Raw genomic sequence first — 23,055 nt, forward strand, 5'->3', positions numbered from 1 at the left:
AGCAACCGGAAGTAAAGGGAGTAAACAAATGTCTACAGTAGAGACCAAGGACTTCGGTATGAACCGGCGTTCTTTTCTGAAATCTGCCGGCGTCAGTGTCGCCTTTGCCGGCTCCAGCCTCGGCTTCGTCAGCTCGGGAATTGCGCAGGAAACCGTGCTGCGGGCCTATGGCGTCACCACTGCGCAGATGGATGACCCCAGCCTGATCAGCAAGGCTACCGGTATCAAGCTGGAATTTACGCCGACGGATGCCGACATTGGCGTCTTTATGCGTGATGCACTCGCCAACGATATTGGCGAAACACACGACATCATGATCTTTGACGGCGGCACGCAGGATATCCTGGGGCCGCAGGGCTTCTATGCCGAGATCGACGAGACGAATCCGGCACTCGACCTTTGGGAGCGGACGCCGGATTTCTGGAAGAAATCCGACATTAGCGTCTATGACGGCAAGACCTATGGCGTGCCGATCCTCGGCAACTGCGATGCTTTTGCCTATTTCGCCGACGCCATCGGCGCCAACCCGAACGGTCAGGACGAAATCCCTTATTCAGTTCTATACGAAGACGACCGCACGCGCGGCCGCGTCGCGCTGGATAGAGTTTTCTCCCAGTCGCTCGCCTGCATGGCTAACTTCCTCAAGGTCAATGGACGCCTGCAGATCGAAGACCCGGCGAACCTGACGCCCGAGCAGGCCAAGGCCGTCGTCGACTATGCGGTCGAGCGCAAGAAGGCCGGCACATTCCGCACGCTGCACAACAGCTTTGAGGAGCAGGTACAGCTCATTCAAAGCCGCGAAGTCGATGTTCTCGAATGCTGGGAGCCTGCGGTGAAGGAAGCGGAAAAGACCATGAAGGACGAGGCTCCGATCTATGCCTACGCGGTTGAGGGCGGCAAGAAGTGGGGCCATGGCGCTTACATTCCGAAGCAGGCGCTGGAGCGCGGCAATGGCGAGGCCATCTACGAGGTCCTCAACTACTTCCTCGGCGGTGAGTTCAGGGCCTACCAAGCACGCGATCGCTCCTATGCCGGACCGAACATGGACCTGGGTGTGGAATATGCCGAAAAATCCGGGTGGAGCAGTGAGCAGGTCGAAGAACTGCGCGCAACCGATAAGAAGATCTCCCGCAAAATGTCGAACCCGAACGCCTTCTGGGCCAAGCCGACGGCACCCCATGCCGGCGTTATGGAACAGGAGTGGCAGCGCTTCCTGAGCGCCTGATCACCCTATCGTCAAAAATCCAGATCGAACCCGCCGAGATGATCCTCGGCGGGGAAAGGTTGAGGTATGACCGCACTCGCTCTCTCATCACCGCCCCGTCGCCGCTGGCGGCTACCAGGCACCGCGACAGGCTGGTTCACGGGCTGGTTCCTTTTGATGTGGATCGGCGTGGTCGTGCTGCCTCTGCTAATCATATCGACGTTCAGCTTCTTCAGCATGCACCAGTATCAGATCGTTTACGATCCGACCCTCGCCACGTGGACCAGCCTTGTCGACACGGGACGCTGGGTGGTCGTGCTGCGGACGATCCGCTTCGCCGTGTCGGTGACGTTGCTTGAAATCCTGGTGGCATTCCCGTTTGCACTCTGGTTGGCCAAGGGTTGCCGCTCCGCTGCGGTCCGCGCTGGCGTCATCACGCTTTTGACTATCCCGTTTTTCATCGACGCCTCGTCGCGCATCATCGTCTGGCGTTCGATCCTGGGCACCAACGGAGTCGTCAACAACCTCCTCGTCGGCAGCGGCCTCATCGACAAGCCGCTGGCTTGGCTTCTCTATTCGGACTTCTCCGTCAGCTTCGGCATGTTCGGCAGCTATTTCCCGACCGCCGTTTTTCCGATCTTCCTGACACTTAGCCTGATCGACGACGATCTCATCAAGGCCAGTTTCGATCTGGGCGCCAGCCGTCTGCAGACCTTGCGCCACGTCATCCTGCCTTTGGCCATGCCTGGGATTGTGGGCGGCATCGTCTTCACCTTCGTGCCCCTGATGGCGGCTTGGATCGAACCGCAATTGCTCGGCGGAGGTCAGGTGAACCTGCTCGGTCAGTCCATCCAGAGCGCGCTGAACAACCTCAACTATCCCGTTGCGGCGGCACTCTCGACCATTGTCATTGCGGTGCTCGTCCTGATGCTCGCGGTGCTGGTCGTCAGCCTGCGTGGTCGCTTCAAAATGTCGTCCCTGTTCCAGAGCGTTGATGGCTAGGAGGCCCGTAATGACTCATGTTGCACAACAATCAAACGGAACGATATCGCGTCGGCGCAAGACGCAGCGTTCGTTGCTCGACCGGATCGCCGAAGCGTCGGCTTGGAATGTGGTGGCCATTGCGCTCGGAACGATCGCGCTCGCGCTAATCTATGGGCCGTTGATCTGGCTTGGTGTGATGTCGTTCAGCGCCGAACCGTTGTCCGGAAAACCCTATCCCTTGACGTTCGCCCATTACGGCATGTTGTTTTCGAACGACAAGTGGCACGTTCCCTTTGTCAAGAGCGTCGTTCTGGGCCTTGTCGTGGCTCTGGCGTGCATGATCATCGGCACTTTCCTGGCCCGCGCGCTTGTGCGGCTGAAAAGGCCGGGAGGCGTTTTGTTTGTCGCCCTATTGCCGTTGTTCGTTCCGGGTCTGACGATCGGGGCTGCCCTGTTTATCTTCCTGCGCACGACGCTCGATCTTCGCTTGGGTATGTGGTCGCTGTTCATCGGGCACATGGTCTGGGCCTTCCCGTTCGCGTTGCTTTTGATTTTGATCGTCACCATCCGCTTCGACGTGAAGCTGATCCAGGCGGCCGAGGATCTCGGCGCAAAGCCGCTGCGGTGCTTCCTCGATATCGAGTTGCCGTTGCTCATGCCCGGCATATCGGGAGCCGGCATCTTCGGCTTCCTGTTGTCGTTCAACGAGTTGCTGCGCTCTACCTTCCTGCGGGGCAGCGAGACGACAATGCCGGTCTACAATTGGGCGATGGCGTCGGCGCAGCAGTCGCAGGTGCCGATCGTATTCTCCCTCTCGACCCTCATTCTGGCCGTAACCTTGCCCTTGATGGGCGGCCTGTTCTTCATCCTTTTTGCGCGCAAATGATCACTCAATAGTGACCTCTTCTGGCGCCAAGCGCGATTTCCTTAAAACACAATTCCGGAGGCCCAATTGACCAACACCGTAACCGTTGCCGTTGCCCAAGTTCCTGCCAAGCTTGGCGATGTCCGTGCCAATCTCAACGCCATGGACGGCTATCTGCGCGAAGCCGCCGCCAAGAAGGCGAAGCTGCTTATCCTACCTGAATGCTATCTGTCGGGTTATATGTTCGATGATCGCGCCGCTGCTGTCGCCGCGGCCATCTCCGCCAACGGTTCCGAGATTGGTGAGATTGTCGCCTTGTGCGCCAAGCACGACGTAGAGGTGGTCGTCGGCTTCCTTGAGACAAACGGGGGCAAGCTCTACAATTCGGCGGCCGTCCTGGGTGCGGCTGGCGTGATTGGCATCCATCGCAAGCGCCATCTTCCGCATCTCGGCGCCGACCGCTTCGTCGACGAGCCGCCGGGCACCGAATTGTCGCTGTTTGAGACGTGCGTAGGCAAGGTCGGCGTGGCCATCTGTTACGAGATCCGCTTCCCCGAAATCATGCGTTCGCTGGCCCTGGCTGGAGCGGACTTCATTGCTCTGCCGACCAACTGGCCTGTCCAATCGGTGCTACTGGCTGAGCAGTTCACGCGCGTGCGCGCCGCCGAGAACTTCATCTACCTGCTTGTTGCCAACCGAGCCGATACGGAAGGCGATGCCACCTTTCTCGGCCAGAGCCAGATAGTCGATCCGCTCGGAGGCGTGATCGCCAATTCCGGTCGTTCGGAAGGTCTTCTTGTTGCCAGCGTCGATGTCGCGCGCGCCCGCAACAAGACAATCACCATCAAGGCGGGAGAATTCGAGGTTTCTCCCTTCAAGGACCGCCGTCCCGCCACCTACCGGATTTCGTAAAGCGCGTCCACAGGAGCCTTCCATGCCGATTACCAACGTCAAAGCGCAAGCTGTCCATATTCCGTTGAAGACGCCGACGCGCATTTCCACGCGTATCCTCGACAAGCGCGACTTTGTCATCGTCACCGTGACCTGCGACGAGAGCGATCTCGTCGGCCAGGGTTATAGCTACTTGGGAACCGCGGGCGGCCGCGTTGCGGTGGCGGCGGTCGAAGACCTTCTGGCGCCAGTGCTTATCGGAGCTGACACCGACGATATCCTCGGCCTGTGGGACAGGATGTATCAGGAGACACTGCTGACCGGTCGGCGCGGCGTGGTGGTTCGCGCCCTGTCCGCCGTCGATATGGCGCTGTGGGACCTCGCCGCCAAGCGGCGGGGAATGCCGATTGCGGTGATGCTGGGCAGCACCGCAAGGCCCATTCCGGCATACGCATCAGGCGGTTACTATCGCCCGAGCGAAGGTTCGTGGACTGATAACGTCAGCGCCGAAATCCGCTTCAACATAGCCAACGGTTTCACCGATCACAAGATCAAGGTCGGTGGCTTGGCGATCGCCGAGGATGCCGACCGGGTACGCGCGGCCATCGACGCGATGGGCGGAGAGGGCAGGCTGGGGCTCGACGCCAACAACGCCTACCGAGATTTCAGCCACGCCCTAGAGGCAGCTCGCGCATTCGAGCGGGCAGCGGGTCACCATGGCCTGTGGTGGTTCGAGGAGCCCTTGTCACCGGAGGACTATGAAGGTCATGCCAAGCTGAGCCGGGTCCTCGATACCCGAGTGGCGACCGGCGAAATCCATCAAACGCGCTACGAGTTCCGACACCTGCTGGAGGAACGTTCGACGGACCTGCTGCAGCCCGACATCTGCGTTCTGGGCGGTGTCAGCGAATGGCTGCGCGTCGTCAAGACGGCTGAAAGCTTCGGCCTCAGCATAGCTCCTCACTGGCACGCCAACGCCCACGCGCCGCTGGCGGCTGCAGCGCCCAACTGCATCGCGGTGGAGCATTTCATCCTGGAGAAGGACATCTACAATTTCGAGGCGATCATGACGCCCGAGAGCCGCCTGAAGACAGGTCGCAATTCTGTCATCGTTAGTAACATGCCGGGGTTTGGCGTGGAGCTGGACGACGAGAAAGTGCGCTTTTACAGCAGACACCAATAAAGCGGTGATCAGTTGCAACCAAGAAGGAGTGATGATTTTGCAAGAAGCGAATGTAAGAAATGATATTACTTTGAAATTGGGAAGATTTATCGAATGAACACTGAAGAACTACACCGTTGGGATCTGGCCCATGTCGTCCACCCTTGGAGCTATGCTGGTCCGTCGCTGATGATCGCAAAGGCGAAGGGGACGAGGTACTGGGATGTTGATGGCAAGGAATATTTGGACGCACTAGGCGGTATCCAGAACTGCTCCGTCGGCCATAGCCGCCCCGAGTTGATTGAAGCTGCCAAGGCGCAGATGGAGCGCCTGGAATATGTACCCATGCATTGGAACTTCACCAACGAGCCAGCGGTTCGGCTCGCCCGGACAATCGCGGAACTGGCACCAGCTGACCTGAACCAGACCTATTTCGTCAGTAGCGGTTCAGAAGCGACCGAAAGTGCGGTCAAGCTGATGCGGCGTTATCATTACCTGCGGGGCGATACTAAACGCGCGACCATTCTCTGCCTGAAGCAGGGTTATCATGGCGCGACGATCCTCGCGACCGCTGCTACGGGTTTCGAGAATCTCCAGCAGGGTTTCGGGCCGCTTCCTGGCGGTATCAAGTTCCTCACTCCGCCGCATGTCTACCGTAGTGAGTTGTTCGGCGGCGAAGATCCAGTCGAATTCTGCATCCGACAGTTGAAGCAGGTGATCGCTGACGAGGGCGGCGATACGATCGCTGCAATAATGGCTGAACCTGTTCTGACCGTCGGTGGTGTAATCGTACCACCTGCCGAATATTGGCCGGCAGTGTCTGAAATTTGCCGCCAGCATGGTATCCTCCTCGTCGCGGATGAAGTCGTCACCGGATTTGGTCGTACGGGGGCTTGGTTCGCCGGACCAGAACTCGGCATGTTGCCAGACGCTATCGTCTTCGGAAAGGGTGTTAGCAGTGGTCATTTTCCACTCAGCGGCGTGATCATGTCCGACACGATTGCCGAAGTGATAAAGTCGGCTCCCGACGGGCTGATGCATGGCTTCACGTATTGCGGCCATCCGGTGGGCTGCGCGGTGGCGAGCCGTAACATCGAGGTGCTTCAGGAAAACAAGCTGCTTGAGAACTCCAAGGAAGTCGGCGGCTATCTGCTGGGTACTCTGAAAGAGAAGCTCAGGGATTCTCCGATCGTCGGCGACATTCGTGGCTATGGCATGCTTCTGGCGGTTGAGCTGGTCTCCGACAAGGCGACGCGTGAGCCATTGCAGTTCAAGCGACAACTGCTTGCCGACCGCATCCGAAATGAGCATGCGGTCGTTGTTCGCAGCATCGGCGCGAACATCATCATCGCACCGCCGTTGATCCTGGGCCGCTCCGAAGCCGACACTATCGCCCACGCTCTGGAGGAGGTCATAAGCACAACCAACACTGACGGAACGAGCCTATGAGACGTATAAGACGGGTCTGACGCCGGCGTTTTTACGGTCAGTGTTCAGTGGATGGACTTGAGCCATTTACATGAGTTGAGGAACGAAACGCGGTCTCTCGCCGGGCCGCGTTTCTATTCGGGCTATGTCGCAACCTTGCTGTTACGGTTTATCTGGTATTGACGTGAGACACCGTTTGGTGCCGCCTTTAAGAAGCGCTCAATCGATCAAGTACGATCGCACGATCTCTCAATATGTCTCGTGACAGCGCGCGGACAATATTAGTTAAGATGTGGGATTGTACATGGGGTTCGTCAGTAATCATTTTGATATTATTTACTATTTCAGTAATTTATATACAATTATGGCGGATAGGGTGGGGGTCTCTACCAAGCTGCCCGTAATCTATTGGTTCAAATGGAATCAAATCTCAGCTTGGGTGCGTGAATGGGTGCGCGGAAAAAGTATTTACTGAAAAGTACATCGTCAATCATTACTTCCTTAGTAATTACCCACCCCCTTGCCATGCACCACAATGTCTGAATCCATGATGATATGGATCGGACTGATTTGCAGCAGCTGAGCAAGGACGAATTGATCGAGATGGTGCTTCGGCTCCAACGGCCTTCCAAGGATTCTCGGACGTCTTCCAAGCCGCCCTCGACGGACAAGAAAGAGAAACGCGTCAACTCACGACCGGGTGGAGCCAAGCCCGGGCATGAACCCCACAATAGGGTGCTGGCGGATTTTGCCGACATGTTTCGCGATCATGAACCGACCGCCTGCAAGAGATGCGGCCATGCGTTTTCCGGTGATGATACGATGGTGCTGGCCGGGGCCTATGACGAGATCGATATTCCTGCGATCCGTCCTCATGTCACCCGGCATCGGCGTTTTTCCTGTCATTGCCCGCAATGCGGCACGACAACAAAAGCCACCGCACCTGCCGTGGCAACCGCAACGCCGTTCGGGCCAGGCATTCACGCGCTGGCGATCTACCTCAAGAGTTTCCATGCATTGTCTTACGAACGCCTGAGCGGTGTGTTCATGGATATCTTCGGCCTTAATGTGAGCGAGGGCGCGATCATGAACATGTTTTCCCGCTCCCGTCCGAGCTTCCAGGCCACAGCACAGGCCGCCAAGGCCAGCCTTCGAGCCGCCCGCGTTGTCGCCAGCGACGAAACCGGTGTGCGTATCGAGGGCACAAATGCCCAACACTGGGTTTTTCATTGCAAGGATGCTGTTGTCCACCAGCCCGATTACTCCCGTGCAGCACGGGTCGTTCACGAGACCATGGGCGGCCATGTCCCCGAGGTATGGATATCTGATCGGTATTCAGCCCAGCAATCTCACGGCCATCGACATCAAACCTGCCTTGCACATTTGGCGCGTGATACAGCCTTTGCGCTGGAACATGGCGAGGATGATCTCCCTCTTCGCTTCCAGCTTTGGTTTGGCCGTGTGTTTGATTTCGCCAGAGCCATAAGCACATTCGCTGCGTCTACCGTCGCAAGCAAGAAGCGCAAATTCGATAAACAGCTTGCCGGGCTTCTATGCGCCCCGACTTCGTGCGACCTGGCCCAAAAGCTCCAGGCCAAGATCGGGCGGGCCCGCGATCAGCTGCTGACGTTTTGCGACTATCCCGGAGAAGTCGATGTCACCAACAACACATCTGAGCGAAAGCTCCGTCCATGGGTCATTCAGCGAAAGGTGACAAACGGATATCGCGCCATGTGGGCCGCCCAAGCCGAGGCGGATGTACGCACGACCATCGACACCGCCCGCCTCAAAGGCGCAAACCCCTTCCAGGTCATCGCATCCGTCCTGGCATAGGCCGGTAGAAGAACCGGAAATCACGAATTCGGGGGTGGGTAATTACCTTCCTTATGTTCGAGAGTGGTAGTGTGTCAGCAATTGGCAAATGCTTAGATTGCTGGATATTGTCTCCAGAGGTGCACCTCCAAAAGGTGCAGCGTTTTACTTGTATGCTGAGTTGGTACTCACTGATCCAGCTTTGTAGCAACTATCTTCGCGACCAGATGGACGAGATTCCTAGCTTCAAACTGGATTTTCAATTTCTCGATACGGTGCTCGATGGATCTTTGTGAGAGGTTGAGCATTTCGGCGATTTCTTTCGCTGTATGACCCTCTATCAAGAGCTGAACGATACCCTCGTCTGTCAAGTCGATTTTCCTCCCCTGGTGATAGGGAATGGCGAATCGCCCCTCCTTAAGACTAAGGCACCATCTGGGAATGCCATCAGTCTTTTGCGGGATAATAAGCCGCTCATATCCGACTCTAATTCCAATTATTCTAGTCTTCACGAAATCAATAGAAGGCCTTTTGGAATTTAACACTATCCGGAATGCAGGAATAACATCTCTGTCAATAAATGATCTGTCAAGATCACCCAACAATGAATCCGGGTATCTGGACAAAATGGAATTTAAAACATCGCTCTTGTAAGTAAATTGCTTTACTCGCGTGAATTTCCACTCATAAGGGTTGCTTGAAATTGTTTCTATAACCGATACACCCATTTTTATACTAACATCCTTAATAATCGGTGCGTAGAGGTCTTTGGGCGTTTCAAGCGAATCGGATTGAACCCACTTATCGATAAGCCGATTACACAGTGAATTAAATGAAGCCATTTTTACGTAAGCGGTGTTCTGTCCCCACATTGCCCTGTCATCGCTGATCTGTGATCGGCTTTCCATGGATGAGCGAAGGGAGTTTCTCCATGGACACTACACTGGAGATACTCACGACTGGGAAGACCGGTCGTGAGCGACATCGCCGTTGGCCTGATGCGGTCAAGGCCAAGATCGTTTCGGAAAGTCTGCGCCCGGACGTGACGGTGAATCAGGTGGCAGAGCGCTACGGGTTGAAGCCCAACCATTTGTCTGCTTGGCGCGCGATGGCACGGCAGGGCAAATTGGTTTTGCCTGCGCCCGAAGATGCGATGGAATTCGCAGCGATGGTCGTCGAGACGCCATCTGCCGAACCGCCGGCCAAAGAAGTCAGCCGTCCCGAGATCATTGTCGGCCCTGTCACGATCCGCCTGGAGGAAGGTGCATCGACCGCTCGGGTCGTGGCTGTTGCACGTGCGCTTGCGACCTCGGCATGATCTTTCCATCAAACCGCGTGCGGATCATGGTGGCGACGAAGCCTGTGGACTTCCGCAAGGGCCATGACGGCTTGGCTGCGCTGGTGAAGAACGAGTTGCGCAAAGACCCGTTCACTGGAACGGTGTTCGTGTTCCGGTCACGCAAGGCGGATCGGTTGAAGCTGATCTACTGGGATGGCAGCGGTCTTGTGATGGCCTACAAGCGACTGGAAGATCACACCTTCACTTGGCCGGGTATCAGAGATGGCCTAATGACATTGGGCCATGCTCAGTTCGAAGCGCTGTTTGCGGGCCTCGACTGGCGACGCGTTCGTTCCGTGGAAACGAGAGCACCGGAGGCCATCGAATAGCTGCGGCACGATGACTCGGGTGGCAAATACCAAAGGCAATTCGAAGCGGGATTTAGTAGATTCCGGCCATGCTGAACGCCGCCGATCTTCCCGATGATGTTGCCGCCCTGAAGGCGATGCTGATTGCGGCGCAGGCACGCGAGGCAGGCAAGGACGCCCAGATTGTCCGCAAAGATGAGCGGATCGAACGGCTGGAGAAACTGGTTGCCGCCTTCAAGCAAGCGGCCTTCGGGCGCAAGTCCGAGAAGACCGATCCCGACCAATTCGATCTGGCACTTGAAGACCTGGAAACGGCAATGGCCGCGATCCATGCCGAGGATGAGGCGGACGCCCCCTTGGGCAAGCGGTTCATCAAGCCACGAGCGACCAATCGCGGCTCTCTTCCAAAGCATCTTCCTCGTGTCGAAGAGGTGATCGAGCCGGAAAGCCTGATCTGCGCCTGCGGCGGATGCCTGCATTGCATCGGCGACGATGTGTCCGAGAGGCTGGACGTGATCCCGGCCCAGTTCCGCGTCATCGTCACACGCCGCCCCAAATATGCCTGCCGCGCCTGCACCGACGGCGTCGTTCAGGCCCCAGCTCCTGCACGTCTGATCCAGGCTGGGTTGCCGACGGAAGCGACGGTCGCCCATGTGCTGGTCTCCAAATATGCCGATCACCTTCCTTTGTATCGGCAGGCTCAGATCATGAGCCGCCAAGATATTGATCTCGACAGGTCCACACTTGCCGATTGGGTCGGTCGCGCAGCCTTCGAATTGTGTCCCGTCTTTGATGCGCTGATCTCCGACCTGAAGCGTTCGAGCAAGCTCTTCATGGACGAGACCCGTGCCCCCGTGCTTGATCCCGGCTCCCGTAAAACCAAGACAGGATACTTCTGGGCCTTGGCTCGTGATGATCGTCCATGGGGCGGTGGTGCGCCACCAGGCGTCGCCTTCACCTACACTCCCGGTCGCGGGGGCATTCATGCCGAACGGATATTGCAGGGCTTCTCGGGCATTCTGCAGGTCGATGGCTATGCCGGATACAACAGGCTGATCGCGCCAGACCGGATTGGCCCGGACATTCGGCTTGCCTATTGTTGGGCCCACGCTCGTCGCAAGCTGGTGGAGATCACCCGCAACGGAGCAGCACCGATTGCCGAGGACGGCGTCAAACGGATCGGCGAACTCTACCGGATCGAAGCCGAATTGCGCGGCCTTCATCCGCAGGCTCGCCTCGCCGGGCGACAGGAACGATCAGCCTCGCTGGTAACCGAATTGGAAACATGGCTCGTTCATCACCGTGCCCGTGTTGCGGCCAAATCGCCGCTTGGCGAAGCCTTGAAATACATCGCCAAATACTGGGAGGGTCTGCTTCTCTTCCTCGCCGACGGCCGCATCGAAATCGACAACAACAGCGTGGAGCGAACCATCCGGCCGATAGCCCTCAATCGGAAGAACGCACTCTTCGCCGGCCATGACGCTGGAGCCGAAAACTGGGCCATCATCGCCTCGCTCGTTGAGACCTGCAAACTCAACGCCGTTGATCCGCAGGCCTATCTGACCAGGACACTTACCGCCATCGTCAACGGTCATAAACAGAGCCGGATCGATGAGCTGCTTCCTTGGAATTATCCTGCCAAGGTGTGAGCGGAACACCGCTTACATTTTTACCCGCCCCCCTAAAATCCATCTCTGGTCGGAATCAATCGATAGTTGCGCTACATGTGCAAGATCGCGCCGTAATATCAAGCATCAAATTGAACAGAAGACACACATTTGGTCGGGTGGTTTTTGTTCCCTCATAAACTCAACCGCGCTTTGACCGGGAACAAGGGAGGAGCGGAGCCAATTATCTGAACCGCCGTATTTTTACCCTCCCATACTGCTTTGTCTGTTAACCTTTTGTGAACCATATTGATCGGGGAGAGCTAAGGCTCGACTGAAGTTTTTTGCGTCCAGATTTTCATACCTTGCGTGTTCGTATGACGAGTATCCACACAAACATATCAGCGATCACAGCGCTTCACACACTGCGCTCGATTACGTCCGAGTTATCTGAGACGCAACATCGTGTCAGTTCAGGATTGCGCGTGAAGACTGCATCAGACAATTCTGCCTATTGGTCAATTTCCACGACGATGCGGTCAGACAATCTGGCGCTATCGGCTGTGACTGATGCGCTCGGATTAGGCGCGGCGAAGGTCGATGTTGCGTATACGGGTATGGAAGCTGTCATCGACATACTTGGCGATTTCAAGGCCAAGCTCGTGGCTGCGAGGGAGCCAGGTGTCGACAAGGCGAAAATCCAGAAGGAGCTTGCCGAGCTCAAGAACCAGGTGGTCAGCATCGCGACGTCCGCAAGTTTTAACGGACAGAACTGGCTCTCCACCGACATACCTGACATTTTCGACGAGACCCTCAACCGTTCGTCCGTGGTATCTTCTTTTGTTCGCGATGCTGGCGGCAATATCACCGTCAAATCACTAGAGGTCGCGTTGTCAGAAACGTCACTTTTCAACTTGAACGGGGGAGGGTTGTTGCAAGCCGACCCGCGCGATTTCAAGACTGTTGGTGGTCTGCGGTATCCCTATGCGACCTACAGCGATGGCACGCAAGCAATGAGTACCCACCCGTTCAACCAGCGAGGTTCTAGGCCCGGTTATCAGACGTTCGCCTTTTCGGGCGCTTTCACCTTCGGTGCCGCTGATACGATCTCATTCGATATCACCGTAGATGCTGACGACCCTGCCGATGTTCCCCCGCCGCACAATCCTGGCGTTTCGAAGACAGTGGTGATCGACCGTTCAACGGTCGACGCCGCCCTCGGCACCAGCGACGGCGTGATTGCAGACTACAAGCAGTATACGGCAGTGATCGCCCGTGCGATGCAGAACGGCGGCGCAAGCACCAATGCTTTTGTCACCACGTTCACGACATGGGATAATGATCTCAAGAAATACGTCGACGTCCCGGACGTGATAGGCTTCAATACGTCTGAAAACAGCGGCCTCAACGGCTCATCAATTCAAATAACCAACGTTTCCAGCACCATCGGCATGCCCGGTCTGGCAGCAACGGCAATCAGCTACGGCCCGCGCAATTCTGACATGACGCTGAATTTCGAGCCATTTACTGTCTATTCCGATACGGTGGTTAGCTTCAATCTTGCGGTCGAAAATGAAACGCCGCTGCACTACTCCTTTGACAAGGACTACGTGAACGGCCTTTTGGGGATCACGTCAGGCGAGATTTCCACATCGGCCGAAATGGCGCTTCTTCTCAATTCGTTGATCAATCGTAGCGATGTGACAATCACGGCTGCAGGTCCAGGGACTATAACCGTTGAGCCTGATCCTAACCTGCATAAGAAAGCCGGCTCAAAGAGCGGGATAGCTTTTACTGGTGTCAATGTCAGCATCGAGCCTATAGGTACTCGCAATTTCCGAGACATTGATGTCGATCAACACCCCGACATGATCGATGCGTACATTGGCTACATGGATATTGTGACCAGCAAAATCGTCGATTCCGCTGCCACGCTAGGTGCATTGCAGAAGAGGATCGAAATTCAATCCAACTTCACCATGAAACTGATGGATACGATCGACAAAGGCATTGGCCGCCTTGTTGACGCGGATATGAACGAGGAGTCGGTGCGGCTCAAAGCGTTGCAGACGCAAGAGAAGCTTGCCATTCAGGCGCTGCAGATCGCTAATGCCACACCAAAGAGCATACTCTCCCTGTTCCAGTGATAGCGGTCAAAACCGCTGGAAACCATGTAAAATCAATAGGGTGGTTGATGGCGGAGAGAGAGGGATTCTCCCCCAAAGCCCCCATTACATTGACAAAATAGGCCTAATTGAGTTTTGCCGCGCTTTCAGCGATACATTGAACGATACCTTGGTCAACATTCTACCGCAAGAACAGAAATGGATCTATGGGCCTCGAAACGCGGAAATAATTTCCGGATTCCGCCGATTATGGATAAATGGGCGCTCCCTACCGGTTTGTATTTCGGAAGAATTGGGCAGCGGCCAATATTGCAAGAAACCGAAGCCACAAGATTAGCATCTCAAGTCAACAAAAATGCCAATTGGGCGAAAACTAATCTTATTTATGTTGTACGAAAATTTGTTTTTCGCATCGCATGTAATGACATTGATGCTAGCGCATCAGAATGCGACGACGCTTACAGTCGGTGCAGATTCTGGTGCCAGAGGCACAATGTCCACGCGTTATCCAGCCATCCCGGCGCGCTCCAGAAACCTGAATAATATTCCAACACCTGCCCAGAGCAATAAGATGTTCCGAACTCCAGTTTTTCCATTTGATATTGGCGGAGCATGGCTGGGGCACTAGGACACATGTACCAATTTACCTTGCAGGAGAACGGAGTAGCTTTGGTCATTGTCAGAGACAGAGATTCACTAACGCCGGGCAATCAACATACCCAATTCATGGGTCTCTCTTGGATTGGGTATGTTTGCATAAGGACTGCACTTGGATGTCGATAAAACCAAATCAGATGGAGCACATGAGGCCTTCACTTGTCGGGCGCATTTTTACTTTGATATTTTGAACTTGGGCAGGATTGCGTATTCCGGGACGATCCGGCCACTGATTCCGATAGCATCCGGCCACCCATTCCGATTTGATCCGGCCGGGGATTCCGGGGCATCCGGCCACCCCCATTTCAACCCAGTTTAGGCTGCTGCGAGGCGATCTGTAACAGGGCTACTGTTCCGTTCCTTTGGATGGAGAGAGCCCTTTATGAAGAGATTGCCTATGCGGAAGATAAGGGAAGCCCTGCGGCTTCGGGCGGATGGATTTTCAGGCCGCCAGGTGGCGCAAAGCCTGTGCGTGGCCCGTGCGACGATTTCGGAATATTTTCGGCGCGCTGATCTGGAAGGTTTGAGCTGGCCTCTGTCTGCTGATCTGTCGGACGCCGACCTTGAGAACCGCCTGTTTCCCGTTTGCCCCGGCGATGTCCGTCGCGCGGTTCCTCAGCCTGTCTGGGCGCATGTGCATGCCGAGTTGCGGCGCAAGGGCGTGACGCTGTCGCTGCTGTGGGAGGAGTATCGCGGGGTTCATCACGATGGATACGGCTATAGCCGATACTGTGAGCTCTACACCCGCTGGGAAGGCAAGCTGTCTCCGGTGATGCGTCAGCGTCATCCTGCAGGCGAGCGGCTGTTTGTCGATTACGCGGGCCCGACAGTTGATGTTGTCTGCCCCAAAACGGGAGAGGTGCGCACCGCACAAATCTTTGTCGCGACGCTGGGAGCGTCCAATTACACCTATGTCGAAGCCAGCTGGACACAGGGCCTGCCGGACTGGGTATCCAGCCATGTGCGTGCCTTTGAGTTCTTCGGTGGCGTGCCTGCGCAGCTGGTTCCAGACAATCTCAAGGCAGGCGTCACCAAGGCCTGTTTTTATGATCCTGAGATCAATCGCACCTATGGTGATATGGCGGCACATTACGATACCGCCATCGTTCCGGCGCGGCCTGGAAAGCCGAAAGACAAGGCAAAGGTGGAAGGCGCTGTTTTGCTGGCCGAGCGCTGGATTTTGGCGCGGCTGCGCAACCAGCACTTTTTTGGCCTTGATGAGGTGAACGCTGCCATCCGGCCATTGCTGGATCAGCTCAACGGCAAAGTCAGTCGCCATCTTGGTGCAAGCCGCCGCGATCTGTTTGAACGCCTGGATCGGCCCGCTCTGAAGCCCTTGTCTATGGAGGCCTATGTTTATGCCGAATGGAAGCAGTGCCGCGCGGGCCTCGATTACCATGTCGATATTGGCCGCCATTATTACTCGGTGCCGCATCAGTTGCTGAAGCAAAAACTATGGGCAAGGATCACCGCACGCACCGTAGAGGTATACTTTAATGGGCAACGCGTTGCCTCTCACGCCAGAACCTCGGGCAATCGCCAGCACTCCACGATCCGCGATCACATGCCCGCCCATCATCGCTTCCGCGAGGATTGGACGCCACAGCGTATCCGCGGGCAAGCTGTGCGCATCGGCCCAAATGTTGAGGTCTTTGTCGATGTGATCATGCGCCAGCGCAAACATCCCGAACAAGGATACAGAACGTGCCTCGGTGTTTTACGGCTGGCCAAGACCTTCGGGCGGGAGCGCCTGGATGCCGCCTGTTTGCGTGCGCTTGAGATCAACGCCCACTCCTACACATCCCTGCATTCCATTCTGAAGAATGGTTTGGACCGTCAGCGCCGCGAACCCACCACGGACGGCCCTGCGATCACTCACCCCAATATCCGTGGTGCGGATTACTTCCATTGAAGAGGATAGAGAATGCTTGATCACCCAACGCTGGATCAGCTCAAAACACTCAGGCTCGACGGCATGGCAGAAGCCTTTGCCGAGATGCAAAAACAGGACGGCACAGCCGGGCTTAGCCACGCTGAATGGCTTGGGCTGCTCATTGATCGAGAGACCGCCAGTCGTGAGACGAGGCGATTTGAAAGCCGCATGCGTACAGCAAAACTGCGCCACGTCGGTGCCTCGCCGGAGGACGTGGATTACAAGTCGCGGCGCGGCCTCGACAAAGCCATGTTCCAGCAGATGCTGACCGGGCGCTGGATCAAGGACAAGCGCAACCTGATGATCACTGGCCCCTGCGGCGTTGGCAAAACATGGTTGGCCTGCGCTCTGGCGCAAGCCGCCTGCCGAGACGGTATCACTGTGCTGTACAAGCGCATGCCACGTCTCTTTGATGAATTGGAACTGGCCCATGGTGACGGACGCTTTCCGCGTCTGTTCAAGGCCCTTACCAAAACTCAACTGCTAATCCTGGACGACTGGGGACCGGATCGCCTCAATGCCAGTCAGCGTCGTGACCTTATGGAAATAGTCGAGGACAGATACGAGGTTGGATCAACCTTGATCACAAGCCAATTGCCCATCGACACCTGGCATGACGTGATCGGGGAACCCACCTTCGCCGATGCCATTCTCGATCGCCTCGTACACAACGCCTATCGCGTCGAACTCGACGGCCAGAGCATGAGGAAAACCAAACTCGGAACAGGTGACGAAAGCATCCAATCCTGATAACCAAATCATCAGGCCTCGCAGCCGCTATATAAGGGTGGCCGGATACCCCGGTTTAGGTGGCCGGATGTTATCGGAATGGCCGGCCGGATACTCCGGAATGCGCACAGGATCAAATGCGGCGAAGCCATATGCGAAAAATTGTGGTGATATTGGTATCAATTGTTATGGCGACGTCAGCCACTAGGAAAGTCGATGCCAATGAATGGACAACTATCTCCGGCAAAAACGCAAATGGTCTGGCATTCGCAAATATGCGGACTGAGATGCATGAATTCGCATTCGAATTTTACTGCGATGGAAATGATTGGGAAGACAATCGTCTTGGTATAAAGCTTTTCGCAATCTCGCTCCCAAGATTATATGCGCAAGATGACGCGGACGCCAGTTTATCCCTCCGCTTCATCTTGTCCGGAGGCACCTCTTATCGAGAGCGTCTGGGCGCCAACTATTTTGACGGCGGTCAGGGAGATCAGGCCTGGTTTGGTTCGATCAATGCCGGCAAATCCGAGCTTGATGCTTTAGCGGCGTCGCATCGTCTGGACATCTTGAATCAGGATGGTGAGCTTGCCTACACTTTTGGGACTAAGGGCAGGGCTATTGGAGTTGCCGCGATCCGCAAACACTGCAAACTTGGAGCGAAGTGAGTGGAAATATCCAAAATCAGACGATGTGCACAATGCCACCAACCCAATCTGATGCCGGTTTCGCGCAAGATGCAGATTTACAATTCGATTGTTCATTACAAGTGCGGAAATTGTGATGCTGAAGTCGACATCACGCCTGCTGCCAGCATAGGTGTCGCGACAACGGTTGGAATTCTGGCACTTGGGTTTTGGGGGTGGGTTCTCTTCAGAGGCAGCGGCTCTCCCGGATTTATCGCTTTATCGCTATATGGCGTAGTCGGCCTCATCTATTTCTGGTTTACGCTTACTCCACTCATGAAGCATTTCCGGAATCCGTTGCTCAAGCATGGTGAACCGGTTCAGACGCCTGTTGACCCTGCAAATGCCCACATCGCCAGAAGACCAATTCTCTGGATAGAGAGCCTTGGGTATTTTGCCGGCTTGATCGCACCACTCATCTTCATAATTTGCGTCTTGGGTGGTGCAGCGCTGATTGGTTATATCAATTTCACCTATTTCTGAGCCAAACTCAAAGTTCCAAGCACTCAGGATCCCCTACAAAATTTGACGATGGGTGCTGACTTCACCGCCGTCACGATCCGCCATTGTTTTGGAGAGTCCGGGAGACTGTTGCGGTCTTGCCTATTTCTTGCGCGCCTGCCTATACCAAAAAATGCCAACTCCAAGCGCCCAGATCAAATCAATAAACCAAACGACAATTCCGAAAAATACAAGAAAAACGGTTGCCGCGAGCACCAACGCGCAAGCCAGCAGCAGCAACTGAATGGTCCCGACAACCGGCTTCCGCATAAACAGGGTGCCGAGACCCGGTACGACCAAATTGCACAGGATTTGAAGCATGTGTGAGCCCTCTGAGATTTTCTGGTTTTAATGGTATCCAGGTTGAAGCGAATTTCTCTGATCACTTAAGACGGTGTGTCCAGCGCATCCGGTTTTCGGTCTCTTGAGCGCCACTCATTTATAACGTACTGCTGATTCATGATGGTTTGGGAATTCGGGGGTAAAGCATTGGTCGGCAGGATTATTATTGCTGACGATCACCCGCTATTCCGTGAAGGTTTGCGACGTATCATTCAGCGCGTAATTACGGCGTCTCTTGTCGAGGTGACGGACACGGAATCCTTGTTGTTAGAGGCGCAGAAAGACGAAGCTCCGATCATGATGCTGCTTGATCTGGTGTTCCCCGGCTTCAAGGGTGCGGAAACTGTTGCTGATTTGCGCAAGGCATATCCTGGGTCAGCTTTGGTTGTTATTTCAATGACTGACGACAAGACGGTTGCGGACGAAATGATCGCGGCGGGGGCAAACGGTTTCATCTCGAAATCCGTCTCCGCCGACGAAATTATGCTTTCCATCAACAAAGTCGTCGAGGGTGAAATTGTTGTCTGTCTGGATGGCGATGATTCGATCGGACAAAGCATTATCCCGAACCTCCCGCAACGGCACATCGATGTGCTCGTCGGATTGGGCCAGGGAAAAACAAACAAGGAAATTGCGCGCGAATTGGGGATTTCTCCCTTTACCGTGCGCGCACATATTTCCGCAGTGTTCAAGTCACTGGGTGTATCCACTCGCTCGGCCGCATCGGCATTGGCCGTTTTGTATGGCTTGATATAACTCATCAGCTTGCGTCGGCGTAGTTGGCTGTCATTGCCAATAGGACAGATCGCAGTTGCATTGGCGACACAGGCTTGTGGAGTGTCCAGAATCCCTCCTGTTTTGCAAATCCCTCGATCTGGTCGGTGATGGTGCCGCTGATAATTGCGGTAGGCACCGGGGCTCTCTGATTAATTTCTCTTGCAAGCTCGATGCCGTTTTTCGGGGTATTGAGGTGATAGTCCATAAGCAGCACGTCAAAGCGTGCTGGAAATTCCGACATGGGAGTCCTGGTCTCCACGTCATAGCCCCAATTCTGGAGAAGGTTCTTCATTGCCTTCATCACCTGAGGATTGTCGTCGATGATCAGCACAGTCTTGTTGGGCTTTTTGAAAACCTCACTGGAAACGGCAACAGCTTGTTCTTGAATTGGTCGGGACGAAACGCGAAGTCCCTCAATGGCGACATGGGTACCGACACCCTCTGTCGACCTGAAATCCACATCCAGACCCAGAAGGCGCGCCGTCCGCGATACAATCGACAACCCCAAACCCAGCCCATCCCTGCGGCCCGGACCGTGCGGATTGCCGCGAACAAACTCGTTAAAAATCGCTTCCTGGAGATGATCCGGCACGCCAATTCCCTGATCGAGAACATGAACACTCGCCGCGCCATTTCTGACCCTTGCACCGAGAAGTATCTTGGCTCCCGGGGCGTATTTGACAGCATTGAAAACCAGGTTCTGGAGTATCGAAGACAGAAGGGCCTTGTCGGTTTTCACACTGATCGAAGTGCCGACCAGCTTTATGGTACCACCATGCTCTTCTGCTTCAGGCAGCGCTTGCCGCACGGTTTGGCGCAGCACTTCATCCAGAGAAAAAGTTGTCAGGTCGGGTTTCAGGCCGCCGGAATCCAGTGAAGTGACATTGAGAAGGGATTTGAACAAATTGGAAAGATTGTCGATGGACAGATCAATTGTATCCAGAACATCTTCCCCGTCGGCATCGAGTTTTTGATCCCGCAAGCACTCGGTAAGAAGCCCGATGGCATGTATTGGCTGACGCAAGTCGTGATTTGCCTGCGCCAGAAACTGGGTCTTGGCGGCATTGGCTATATCCGCCTTCTTTGCAGCAGCGAGATATTTATCTGCCAGATCGAGATTTTCGAGTTTGGTCGCCAGATACTCGGACAACTCCTCGCTGGTGTCGTTGGCCAATCCACACATCATGACAGCGAAGATGAGGACGAGAACCCCCAGCAGAACAAAATCGCCGCCGATCATGAAAATCCGGATGGCGAGTAGCCCGGTAAAGGGGATTTCGTAGAAAAAGAACGAGAACTTGAATATGCCCAGGGAGCGAGCGGCAGCGGCTGAAGCCCCCGCCACGATTGCCATCTGGATGGAAAAATGCGCCGGGTTTTGAACGTCCAGCCCGAAAAAGAGAAACGTACCCCAACTGGTGCCAACAAGGGCAAAAAGCGCGTGCAGTTTGTTCTGCCAACGATCCAGATTGAGCTCCCGGCTCGTCGGGTTTTCAGCTTGTTTGCCGAGAACGTAGAGCAGAGTTGGCGTCACCAGAATTTCCCAAACGCCCCACAGTGCAAGCCAGTGCAGCGCCAGCACATCCCAGGCGAGATAGATGAGTACGCTTGCTGAAGCAATGTGGCCAAAAAAATCTTGGCGGGCGCACGCGCAAACAAGCGGGCGCGGTCCGCCTGGAAGTCAACGTCACCGGGAAACAGCGTTTTCATACGACGTCTATCCTAATAAACACGCCCTAACCTAGCCCGGCAGAAGAGCTGGCGCACTAGTACATCTGTCCCAATTGCAACAGCCCGTCTCTCGCATCTAGCTTTCAGCCACCTTGGCAATAAGCAATGATTGGAAGCGAAAATGGTTGGAAATCAAAACTCAATTAAAAAACTGACTTTCCTGGGCGGAGCATTGTTGTGCGCTTTGTCGACCGCCAGCCTGGCAGGCACAAGCGCACCCTTTTACTTCAGTGATCATGCCGGAAATGTGCAAGGCCTGTACACAGATACCCGTTGCAATGGAATACAGAGCGGTTGCGTTGGATTTGGACGGTACTGCAACACGGATTTCTATTCGAATTCATATGCACTTAAAAAGGCAAAAGAGACCTGGCAATATCGAGGATACATTGGCATTCGCCAAAACTCAGGAAATAATTCCGTGGTATGTGAACTGAAGAAATAGCAAATTTCATGAAATACCTGTTTCTAATTCTTCTGTTCATTGCATCTGGGTGTTCGTCAACGTGGGAATCCTCCAGCGCTGTCTCGACACGAGGAAGCGGTGAACAGAGAACGATTGTTGCGGCTAGCACTCAACGGGCTGAAAGCCTCAATGGCGACGAGGTGTTCCTGCTGATTTACCGCGAAGGCGGATTTGTCGGCTCCGCGACAGCATGGCCAGTTCAGTACAATGGAACCAAAATTGGCGCACTGAAAAACGGATCGTTTATAGCCATCAAGACAAATGCCGGGATAAAAACGCTCACGCCGGAATCCCATCTCGGTATCTATTCCGAAGGGGTGGAGCAATTTGAGCTGAACGCCGATGCCGGCCGCACCTATTATTTGAAGCATGGTCCGGATTCAATCTACACCTCGAAGGTCAAGATCAGGCAAGTACCGGCGGCAAAAGCCAGCGCTGAAATCGCAAAATATTCGCTTGTGAAAGTTATCAACGAATACAGAGGCTCAGTGGTCAAATCCGAAGGCAATATCAGCTCCGTCATCGGAAGGGTGTTTATTGAGCGGGGAATCAGGACATTGCCGGCCAGACCAGGCTCCCCGTTGTACGTTGGCGACAAGGTCAATGTGGAAGAGGACTCGAGAGCGAACATAATCATTCGTGGCGGGCTCATCAAGATCACCGAGAAGATGTCTTATCAAATACCAGATGCCCCAAAAGCCGCGCCGCCGCCCGGCATGGCATCAAAGGCGTGGATCAAGATCAAGAAACTGCTTGAGGGGGAGAATTTCGAACTCAAGGGGGCAACGTCGACCGGGGGTGTGCGCGGATAGAGGCAGACAGGGTGAGCGCATCTTTCCGCCTACTCAATAGCGAAACTCATTCCGACCACATCAATCCCGGATCACCTTATGGGGCAGGCCGAGCAATCTGGCGCAAGGCAAAAGCGGGCGTTCCAGGCTGCGCCATCAAAGACGTCCCTTGGCGTTTGCCGCTCCGCCGGCGCCGATGATTTGCGCAGTTTTCTCAGAGACGGGCTCCACCAAGGGAACATCACCATGCCTTCTGAACTCATGTTTACCTCAGCAATAATTGTTGCCTATCTCGCGCTGTATTGCGGCGCGCTCTTTCTGCGCAATGCTTCCGGCCGTGCGGCATTCCATTTTCTAGTCGCGTCCATGGTAGCCGTGACTGCGAGCATTTTCATAAGCAAAATGGATATGGCTATTTGTGACGGGGAATTTTGTGTCTTTCTTTTGCTCGTGTCCGCTCAACTAGTCACATCCATTCTTGTTTCCAAATACCTTGGACTTGATATATTCTTCGCTGTAATGCCCGTTACATTTGCAATAATTGCTACATCCATATTCTTCGTTGCAATAATCGTATTGGTTTTTCCATCAGTATTGTGTCTCGTATCGGCATTTGGGTTTTGGCTGTTTCCTTTCAAGGAGAACCAGCGGGCCAACCGAGAGCGCAACCAGCCTGCGACAGACAGTGAATGAATAGCCCTTGGATTCGCAGGCAC

At 54.9% G+C, this 23,055-nt stretch carries 21 protein-coding genes; 19 read left to right on the plus strand and 2 right to left on the minus strand.

The genetic code is table 11. From position 1 onward, the window contains the following. Positions 1 to 28: 28 nt before the first annotated feature. From OEG84_RS16600 to tnpC (OEG84_RS16630), 7 genes are all read left to right on the plus strand, one after another. Positions 29 to 1,225, plus strand: coding sequence for a type 2 periplasmic-binding domain-containing protein (locus OEG84_RS16600; protein ID WP_267654785.1), 1,197 nt, complete (start codon positions 29 to 31; stop codon positions 1,223 to 1,225). Between the two features lie 66 nt (positions 1,226 to 1,291). Further along, positions 1,292 to 2,206, plus strand: a complete 915-nt coding sequence (locus OEG84_RS16605) for an ABC transporter permease (protein ID WP_267654786.1) — start codon at positions 1,292 to 1,294, stop codon at positions 2,204 to 2,206. Between the two features lie 73 nt (positions 2,207 to 2,279). Then, positions 2,280 to 3,074, plus strand: a complete 795-nt coding sequence (locus OEG84_RS16610; protein WP_267654787.1) for an ABC transporter permease — start codon at positions 2,280 to 2,282, stop codon at positions 3,072 to 3,074. Positions 3,075 to 3,140: 66 nt separating this feature from the next. Further along, entirely contained in the window at positions 3,141 to 3,965 is an 825-nt protein-coding gene (locus OEG84_RS16615; RefSeq protein WP_267654788.1) for a carbon-nitrogen hydrolase family protein, read from the plus strand. A 22-nt stretch (positions 3,966 to 3,987) separates the two neighbouring features. Continuing rightward, the gene (locus OEG84_RS16620) at positions 3,988 to 5,127 is read left to right on the plus strand and encodes a mandelate racemase/muconate lactonizing enzyme family protein (protein ID WP_267654789.1); all 1,140 of its coding nucleotides are present in this window, start codon (positions 3,988 to 3,990) and stop codon (positions 5,125 to 5,127) included. Between the two features lie 93 nt (positions 5,128 to 5,220). After that, positions 5,221 to 6,555: an aminotransferase family protein gene (locus tag OEG84_RS16625; RefSeq protein ID WP_267654790.1), complete on the plus strand. Its 1,335-nt coding sequence runs from the start codon at positions 5,221 to 5,223 to the stop codon at positions 6,553 to 6,555. Between the two features lie 534 nt (positions 6,556 to 7,089). After that, positions 7,090 to 8,367 (plus strand): IS66 family transposase, encoded by a 1,278-nt coding sequence (gene tnpC / locus OEG84_RS16630; RefSeq protein WP_267651873.1) that lies wholly within the window; start codon positions 7,090 to 7,092, stop codon positions 8,365 to 8,367. 167 nt (positions 8,368 to 8,534) lie between these two features. Here tnpC (OEG84_RS16630) and OEG84_RS16635 read toward each other — a convergent pair whose 3' ends face one another. Beyond that, complete coding sequence (locus tag OEG84_RS16635; RefSeq protein ID WP_267654791.1) at positions 8,535 to 9,254, minus strand: LuxR C-terminal-related transcriptional regulator; 720 nt, start codon at positions 9,252 to 9,254, stop codon at positions 8,535 to 8,537. A 23-nt stretch (positions 9,255 to 9,277) separates the two neighbouring features. On the opposite strand from OEG84_RS16635, the gene OEG84_RS16640 reads away from it, so the two are divergent. From OEG84_RS16640 to OEG84_RS16685, 10 genes are all read left to right on the plus strand, one after another. Continuing rightward, positions 9,278 to 9,664 carry a transposase gene (locus tag OEG84_RS16640; protein ID WP_267653391.1) on the plus strand — a complete coding sequence of 129 codons (387 nt, stop codon included), beginning with the start codon at positions 9,278 to 9,280 and terminating at the stop codon, positions 9,662 to 9,664. Beyond that, positions 9,661 to 10,014: an IS66 family insertion sequence element accessory protein TnpB gene (gene tnpB, locus OEG84_RS16645; RefSeq protein WP_267653392.1), complete on the plus strand. Its 354-nt coding sequence runs from the start codon at positions 9,661 to 9,663 to the stop codon at positions 10,012 to 10,014. The genes OEG84_RS16640 and tnpB overlap by 4 nt, the downstream gene beginning before the upstream one ends. Before the next feature lie 68 nt (positions 10,015 to 10,082). Next, positions 10,083 to 11,642, plus strand: a complete 1,560-nt coding sequence (gene tnpC / locus OEG84_RS16650) for an IS66 family transposase (protein ID WP_267653393.1) — start codon at positions 10,083 to 10,085, stop codon at positions 11,640 to 11,642. Positions 11,643 to 11,977: 335 nt separating this feature from the next. Beyond that, positions 11,978 to 13,747, plus strand: a complete 1,770-nt coding sequence (locus OEG84_RS16655; protein WP_267654792.1) for a flagellin N-terminal helical domain-containing protein — start codon at positions 11,978 to 11,980, stop codon at positions 13,745 to 13,747. A 1,018-nt stretch (positions 13,748 to 14,765) separates the two neighbouring features. After that, the gene (gene istA / locus OEG84_RS16660) at positions 14,766 to 16,295 is read left to right on the plus strand and encodes an IS21 family transposase (protein ID WP_267652423.1); all 1,530 of its coding nucleotides are present in this window, start codon (positions 14,766 to 14,768) and stop codon (positions 16,293 to 16,295) included. 12 nt (positions 16,296 to 16,307) lie between these two features. Then, positions 16,308 to 17,066: an IS21-like element helper ATPase IstB gene (istB, locus tag OEG84_RS16665; protein WP_267652424.1), complete on the plus strand. Its 759-nt coding sequence runs from the start codon at positions 16,308 to 16,310 to the stop codon at positions 17,064 to 17,066. Positions 17,067 to 17,197: 131 nt separating this feature from the next. Next, positions 17,198 to 17,713, plus strand: a complete 516-nt coding sequence (locus OEG84_RS16670) for a hypothetical protein (protein ID WP_267654793.1) — start codon at positions 17,198 to 17,200, stop codon at positions 17,711 to 17,713. 51 nt (positions 17,714 to 17,764) lie between these two features. Next, positions 17,765 to 18,214, plus strand: a complete 450-nt coding sequence (locus OEG84_RS16675; RefSeq protein ID WP_267654794.1) for a hypothetical protein — start codon at positions 17,765 to 17,767, stop codon at positions 18,212 to 18,214. A 48-nt stretch (positions 18,215 to 18,262) separates the two neighbouring features. After that, positions 18,263 to 18,559: a hypothetical protein gene (locus tag OEG84_RS16680; RefSeq protein ID WP_267654795.1), complete on the plus strand. Its 297-nt coding sequence runs from the start codon at positions 18,263 to 18,265 to the stop codon at positions 18,557 to 18,559. A gap of 132 nt (positions 18,560 to 18,691) precedes the next feature. Next, positions 18,692 to 19,330 (plus strand): response regulator, encoded by a 639-nt coding sequence (locus OEG84_RS16685; RefSeq protein WP_267654796.1) that lies wholly within the window; start codon positions 18,692 to 18,694, stop codon positions 19,328 to 19,330. Positions 19,331 to 19,334: 4 nt separating this feature from the next. Here OEG84_RS16685 and OEG84_RS16690 read toward each other — a convergent pair whose 3' ends face one another. Further along, a complete protein-coding gene (locus OEG84_RS16690) occupies positions 19,335 to 20,933 on the minus strand; it encodes an ATP-binding response regulator (RefSeq protein ID WP_267654797.1) in 1,599 nt (532 codons plus the stop codon). 602 nt (positions 20,934 to 21,535) lie between these two features. Between OEG84_RS16690 and OEG84_RS16695 the strand changes: the two genes are divergently transcribed. Together OEG84_RS16695 and OEG84_RS16700 are read left to right on the plus strand one after the other, a co-directional pair. Continuing rightward, complete coding sequence (locus OEG84_RS16695; protein WP_267654798.1) at positions 21,536 to 22,360, plus strand: DUF2846 domain-containing protein; 825 nt, start codon at positions 21,536 to 21,538, stop codon at positions 22,358 to 22,360. 78 nt (positions 22,361 to 22,438) lie between these two features. Beyond that, entirely contained in the window at positions 22,439 to 23,032 is a 594-nt protein-coding gene (locus tag OEG84_RS16700) for a hypothetical protein (RefSeq protein ID WP_267654799.1), read from the plus strand. The last annotated feature ends 23 nt before the right edge of the window (positions 23,033 to 23,055 follow it).

The organism is Hoeflea algicola, from assembly GCF_026619415.1.
In the GTDB taxonomy this organism is placed as follows: Bacteria; Pseudomonadota; Alphaproteobacteria; order Rhizobiales; family Rhizobiaceae; genus Hoeflea; species Hoeflea algicola.

Bases quoted from the DNA above. Each gene is read 5' to 3' on its own strand.
- OEG84_RS16600 (WP_267654785.1), top strand. From the start codon at position 29: ATGTCTACAGTAGAGACCAAGGACTTCGGTATGAACCGGCGTTCTTTT.
- OEG84_RS16605 (WP_267654786.1), top strand. From the start codon at position 1,292: ATGACCGCACTCGCTCTCTCATCACCGCCCCGTCGCCGCTGGCGGCTA.
- OEG84_RS16620 (WP_267654789.1), top strand. From the start codon at position 3,988: ATGCCGATTACCAACGTCAAAGCGCAAGCTGTCCATATTCCGTTGAAG.
- OEG84_RS16625 (WP_267654790.1), top strand. From the start codon at position 5,221: ATGAACACTGAAGAACTACACCGTTGGGATCTGGCCCATGTCGTCCAC.
- tnpC (WP_267651873.1), top strand. From the start codon at position 7,090: ATGGATCGGACTGATTTGCAGCAGCTGAGCAAGGACGAATTGATCGAG.
- OEG84_RS16635 (WP_267654791.1), bottom strand. From the start codon at position 9,254: ATGGAAAGCCGATCACAGATCAGCGATGACAGGGCAATGTGGGGACAG.
- OEG84_RS16640 (WP_267653391.1), top strand. From the start codon at position 9,278: ATGGACACTACACTGGAGATACTCACGACTGGGAAGACCGGTCGTGAG.
- tnpB (WP_267653392.1), top strand. From the start codon at position 9,661: ATGATCTTTCCATCAAACCGCGTGCGGATCATGGTGGCGACGAAGCCT.
- tnpC (WP_267653393.1), top strand. From the start codon at position 10,083: ATGCTGAACGCCGCCGATCTTCCCGATGATGTTGCCGCCCTGAAGGCG.
- OEG84_RS16655 (WP_267654792.1), top strand. From the start codon at position 11,978: ATGACGAGTATCCACACAAACATATCAGCGATCACAGCGCTTCACACA.
- istA (WP_267652423.1), top strand. From the start codon at position 14,766: ATGAAGAGATTGCCTATGCGGAAGATAAGGGAAGCCCTGCGGCTTCGG.
- istB (WP_267652424.1), top strand. From the start codon at position 16,308: ATGCTTGATCACCCAACGCTGGATCAGCTCAAAACACTCAGGCTCGAC.
- OEG84_RS16670 (WP_267654793.1), top strand. From the start codon at position 17,198: ATGCGAAAAATTGTGGTGATATTGGTATCAATTGTTATGGCGACGTCA.
- OEG84_RS16675 (WP_267654794.1), top strand. From the start codon at position 17,765: ATGCCGGTTTCGCGCAAGATGCAGATTTACAATTCGATTGTTCATTAC.
- OEG84_RS16680 (WP_267654795.1), top strand. From the start codon at position 18,263: ATGGGTGCTGACTTCACCGCCGTCACGATCCGCCATTGTTTTGGAGAG.
- OEG84_RS16685 (WP_267654796.1), top strand. From the start codon at position 18,692: ATGATGGTTTGGGAATTCGGGGGTAAAGCATTGGTCGGCAGGATTATT.
- OEG84_RS16695 (WP_267654798.1), top strand. From the start codon at position 21,536: ATGAAATACCTGTTTCTAATTCTTCTGTTCATTGCATCTGGGTGTTCG.
- OEG84_RS16700 (WP_267654799.1), top strand. From the start codon at position 22,439: ATGGGGCAGGCCGAGCAATCTGGCGCAAGGCAAAAGCGGGCGTTCCAG.